The following is a 1,743-nucleotide window of genomic DNA, read 5'->3' as shown; positions in this document are numbered from 1 at the left end:
CCGACAGGCAAGTTGGCCGGTGGCCCCGGACGCAGGTCGGGCGTAGCCCGGCCGGAGACCGGGGCCACCGGCGCGATCGTCTCTATCGGGGATGATGGCGTGGGGTGCTGGCCGCTGCGGGCCGGTACGAGCGGGATCTCTGTGACCAAACGGAGACCGCAACGTGCCGGGCAAACCCGTCACCGACCAGCAAGCGAGAACCTACATGCAAGACCGACTGCGTCACAGCCAGCGCGCCGCCGCTGCCCGGGCAGGCTTCAGCGAGCGCACCGCCCGGCGGCTCGAGGGCGACCCCCGGCTGCCGTCCCAGCGCCAACCCAAACGCGGCCGTACCGTCCCCGACCCGCTGGCCGCGGTCTGGGAGCCGGTGCTGCTGCCGATCCTGCAGAGCGACCCGGCGGTACTGGCCGTCACCCTGCTTCGCCACCTGCAGATCACCGATCCGGACGGCTTTCCCGACGACCGCCTCCGCCGGACCTTGGAACGGCGCGTGCGCGACTGGCGCGCCCTGCATGGGCCGGAGCGGGACCTCATCTTCCGCCAGGCGCCGGAGCCTGGCCGGATGGCGCTGTCGGACTTCACCGACGCCGCGGAACTCGCCGTCACCCTGGCCGGCCAGCTCCTGCCGCACCGGCTCTACCACTTCGTCCTGGCCTACAGCGGCTGGGAGCATGTCGCCGTCGTGCTCGGCGGCGAGAGCTTCACCGCCCTGGCCGAGAACCTGCAGAACGCTCTCTGGGCGCTCGGCGGTGTCCCGCAGGAACACCGGACCGACAGCCTCTCCGCCGCCTACCGCAACCTCAGCCGTGAGGCCGCCGAGGACGTCACCCGCCGCTATGACGCCTTCTGCGCCCACTACGGCATGGCGGCCAGCCGCAACAATCCCGGCGAGGCGCACGAGAACGGCGCGGTTGAGGCCCACAACCGCCACCTCAAGGCCGCCCTCGACCAGGCCCTGATCCTGCGCGGCTCGCGCGACTTCGCCCGCCTTGCCGACTGGCGCCGCTTCGTCGACCAGCTCGTCGCCCGGCGCAACCGCCGCCGCGAGGCCGCGCTCCGGATCGAGGCGGCCGCGCTCAAGGCCCTGCCGGCCCGCCGTACCACCGACTTCACCGAGGTGGTCGCACGCGTCACCCGCACCGGCGGCTTCCTGGTGCACGGCATCTTCTACAGCGCTCCCTCCCGGCTGATCGGCCAGCGCCTGCGCGTGCATGTCTACGACGACCGCATCGACGCCTGGCTCGGCAGCACCCAGGTGGTCAGCCATCCCCGCCTGCGGGCCCGCCAGGACGGCCGCCGGGTCCACCGCATCGATTACCGGCACGTCATCCATGCCCTGCGCCGCAAGCCGCAGGCGCTCGCCGGCTCGGTCTACCGTGACGGCATCTTTCCCCGCAGCGAGTACGCCGCCGCCTGGGCTGCCCTGGCCGAGGCGCTGCCGCGGCGCGCGGCCTGCCGCCACATGGTCGACTTGCTCTGGCTCGCCCATGACGAGGCCTGCGAGGCCGAGCTCGCCAGCCTGATCGCCGCCGAACTCGCCGCCGGGCACCTGCCGGACGCGGCCACCCTCAAGCGCCGCCTGGCGCCACGTCCGCGCGACCTGCCGGAGGACGTGCCCGTCGCGCTCACCGCCCTCGGCGAGTTTGACGCCCTGCTGGAGGCGCACGCATGACCCCCCGCGCCATCGACGTCCATGCCTTGCCCGCCATGCTGACGGCGCTGCGCCTGCCCAGCTTCCACCGT

Annotated in this window: 1 protein-coding gene; it reads left to right on the top strand. The window is 73.2% G+C overall.

The genetic code is table 11. From position 1 onward, the window contains the following. The first annotated feature begins 163 nt into the window (after positions 1-163). Complete coding sequence (gene istA, locus GSE44_RS24990; RefSeq protein WP_159351530.1) at positions 164-1,672, top strand: IS21 family transposase; 1,509 nt, start codon at positions 164-166, stop codon at positions 1,670-1,672. Positions 1,673-1,743: the final 71 nt, after the last annotated feature.

It is taken from the genome of Muricoccus harenae (assembly GCF_009848505.1).
In the GTDB taxonomy this organism is placed as follows: domain Bacteria; phylum Pseudomonadota; class Alphaproteobacteria; order Acetobacterales; family Acetobacteraceae; genus Roseomonas; species Roseomonas harenae.
Note: the sequence above shows the minus strand (reverse complement) of the source record. Positions and strands in the feature narration are given on the sequence as shown.